Origin of the sequence: Lishizhenia sp. (genome assembly GCF_033720595.1) — a bacterium.
Classification (GTDB): Bacteria; Bacteroidota; Bacteroidia; order Flavobacteriales_D; family Crocinitomicaceae; genus Lishizhenia.
On the sequence record NZ_JAWWCF010000274.1, the window covers coordinates 1 to 2,910 of the forward strand.

4 protein-coding genes are annotated in these 2,910 nt (G+C 33.9%); all 4 read right to left on the reverse strand.

The genetic code is table 11. The features are described from left to right. A partial coding sequence (locus tag R3333_RS13880) for a hypothetical protein (protein ID WP_318959369.1) occupies window positions 1-596 on the reverse strand: 596 nt, incomplete at its 3' end. A gap of 114 nt (window positions 597-710) precedes the next feature. Continuing rightward, window positions 711-986 carry a hypothetical protein gene (locus R3333_RS13885; protein ID WP_318959370.1) on the reverse strand — a complete coding sequence of 92 codons (276 nt, stop codon included), beginning with the start codon at window positions 984-986 and terminating at the stop codon, window positions 711-713. A 421-nt stretch (window positions 987-1,407) separates the two neighbouring features. Next, window positions 1,408-2,337, reverse strand: a complete 930-nt coding sequence (locus R3333_RS13890; protein WP_318959371.1) for a hypothetical protein — start codon at window positions 2,335-2,337, stop codon at window positions 1,408-1,410. Between the two features lie 139 nt (window positions 2,338-2,476). Then, window positions 2,477-2,910 (reverse strand): phage antirepressor N-terminal domain-containing protein (locus R3333_RS13895; RefSeq protein ID WP_318959372.1); only part of this gene is annotated, 434 nt, incomplete at its 5' end.

A 2,910-nucleotide genomic window follows, 5' to 3' on the forward strand; every position in this document is an offset into this window, starting at 1 on the left:
AATAACCAATTGGTTTTTCCTCCTCGCATTTTTGCTGAAGCCCAGACAACGCTCAGCAATAAATATTTCCCAATGTTCTTTTCTGGTAATGCGTCATACTCCATTTGAATACGTTCTAACCTCCATTCGCATCCACTTACTGCTTTGGTTAGAAGTTTCTTTAATTTATTGATGATTTGCCCAACGTATTTAGGGATAGTTTTCTCTATTTCAGAACTATCCAAATCTTCGTGTAATTCAACAAATTCAATAATATCATCAAGCTTGCTTACTGTAGATTTGACATCTATTAACAAGTAGTTTAAACTGTCATAAGGCACATAATTCCTTCTAAAATCCTCGAAAATAGTAGAATCAAAAGCCTCGTAAACTTTATAAAACTTATTGGCTAAGGTCTTGTAACTAGTGGTTAAATCAAAAGATAAACTCTTTTCAATATTCGTTTTAAAACGAGTTTCTTGGATTTTATAACTTCTCCCATCTCTATCCTCTACCGTATCATAAAATTGAGCTGAAGCGGTAAGCTCAGATCTATAGGTTATACAAAGGTTCAGTAAATTATTCAGTTTATCTCTTGATTCTTTTAGTTTACTCATGCTTTTCTTCCAAACCTACGAAAACCATGCAGTTGTATTTTAACAACGAAAGATTTAAGGGGGAAACTCCCCTAAAGTAAGTTAGGCGAACACCGAAGTGCTCGCCTTTTGGGTTTAAAATTTCTCCCAAAGTGATTCGTAAAGCTCGTGGAGGTTTGCAAGATCTAAACATTGATCTCTAAACGGCTCTGGTAGCTGCTCACTCCAAATTACAAAGTGAAATAGATAATCTCCGAGAATTAGAATTTCTGGAAAAGTGGCCGCCGTGGCTGCTAGTTTTTTCTCCATGGGTGGGAGTGTTCTGAAATGCTTAGCATCTTTTAAAAGTGTGCTAATGTCTATGCACTGAACCTGATTTTCAGTGCCTTTGTTCTCTTTTTTGGTTGTCATGCTCAAAAAGATTGTATGCGCCACTTCCCTTAGGGTTGACAACCAGATTCAGCGAATCGAGCTGTGTCCTTTCGGATACACTATCCATAGGAAGTGACTTATCGTAAATAAAATTTGTTCAGATTTTCGTCTGAATCCAGTTGTCACGACAAACATACATCAAAAAACAATTCGCTCCAAAAAGCGCTGTAATAGAGGGTGTTGCGGGTGTGTCTCATTTCAAAAACATTGCAACACTTTTGATACACTCCAAAGATAAAGCCATAAGTGATTTTTACAAAAGGAAAAAGCCCCTTTTTAACGTGTAAAAATGGGGCTTTCATCATGCTAACCTAAATGAAAATATACTTATAAAACAGCTCTTGGGTAAATGTAGCAAAAATGTCTCATTGTGTTGCGAGATTTTTTTTGATTTTTTTTTCTATTGCATTGTTGATTTATATCTTTCTATCATCTTATCCATGTTTTTTAAATCTCTAACCATATAATACTGATTAAAAGTTTTGAAAAGTTCTAATCCCTCTGGATTTTTATCTGGGTGAAACAATTTAGCGCCTGCTCTTAATGAGGCCTTTAGCCTTCTGTCATCTACCCAAACTGGTGTTTCCTGTGCTTTTAAAGCAAGAGCTTTGTCCCTATAGAAGCGTTTTTTATGCTCAATTGCCACCACCCTGTTAATTAATTCTTTAATACAACTTTGGTAATGTACCAAGAGTTCTTTTTGGATATCGGTTAAGGGATATTCTTCTAGAATAAGACGTAACAAGTTGTAGTAGCTCAACCTATACTCACTTTCTATGCTATCATAAGCTAAAAAGGGAATATTATCTTCTGGCGTATATAGAAGCGAATTTAAAACACCTGCATTACGTGCTGCATTACTCCATTTTAAGGTAGTTACACAAAATTTGTACAGATCAAAAGGGTCTACAAGTATAGCTTTACTCAAGTTTATTGTGTTTAGGCTATGAGAGTAATATTTACCTGCTGGCCTATTAAACATATTGAGGGTATGTTTCTCATCTTTTTTAAGATTTGGAAAAAACTCTGTTGATTTTCTTACCCGTTCTTTATGATACTGGAAATAACTATCTATAAATTCTGATGTATCTATTTTTCTATGTTTACAGATTTCTAGGAATATTTCTCTATTCATAGAAATAGTTTCAGCACTTCGGCTAACTACTTTTTCGAATTCATTAAACACGAGATTTTTGTAAAACTTAGGTTTATCAAGATACCTCTTGAAATCTCTATGAAAGGAATAGTTGAAAAATTTAAAATAATCTCCAGAAGAAAAGGGAAATTCTAAATCTACATTAAGCATACTTGTTTTTATTTCTTCAATCATATTTTTGTGTTGTATTACAGGTTCGTTAATGCGCATTTTGTATATGTAATAATGCGCATTAAGGTTAAAATAGACCGTGCAGGTTGTGTATTTTTTTTTCTGAACGAACCGACATCTCGGTTCGTTCAGAAGTGAATAATCATGATTTTTGATTCTTTTGATGGTTATTAAATAAATCTAATTGCTGGTCAATTTCATTTTTATCCATACTGTTTAAGCGTTGAGAAGCATTTTTTACTGACGACTTTAACGCTTTTATCCTTTTAACTCTTGGATCCTCCTCCAACTCTTTCTCCAAAGACTCAATTTCTATTTGATATTTTGTCTTTTCCTTTAGAATTGAAGTTCGCTTAGTAAATGTGTCAAAAAGGGCATCGTAACACTCTTGTTGATATTTTTCTACAGTTGACTTAATTTCTGGTTTAACATTCCTGGAATCAATTCTAAACAACCAACCAAATACATATCGAATTGGTAAAGTTTGCATTTTATATTGCTTTTCATCAGATCCAGTTGTGGTGCTCAGCACCACAACTGAACCCAAAATTGGGTCCTCTTTTAACTTCTTTAATT

What these genes read in the sequence shown, in the direction of transcription:
- R3333_RS13885 (WP_318959370.1), bottom strand. Translation starts at nt 986, where the DNA reads ATGACAACCAAAAAAGAGAACAAAGGCACTGAAAATCAGGTTCAGTGC.
- R3333_RS13890 (WP_318959371.1), bottom strand. Translation starts at nt 2,337, where the DNA reads ATGATTGAAGAAATAAAAACAAGTATGCTTAATGTAGATTTAGAATTT.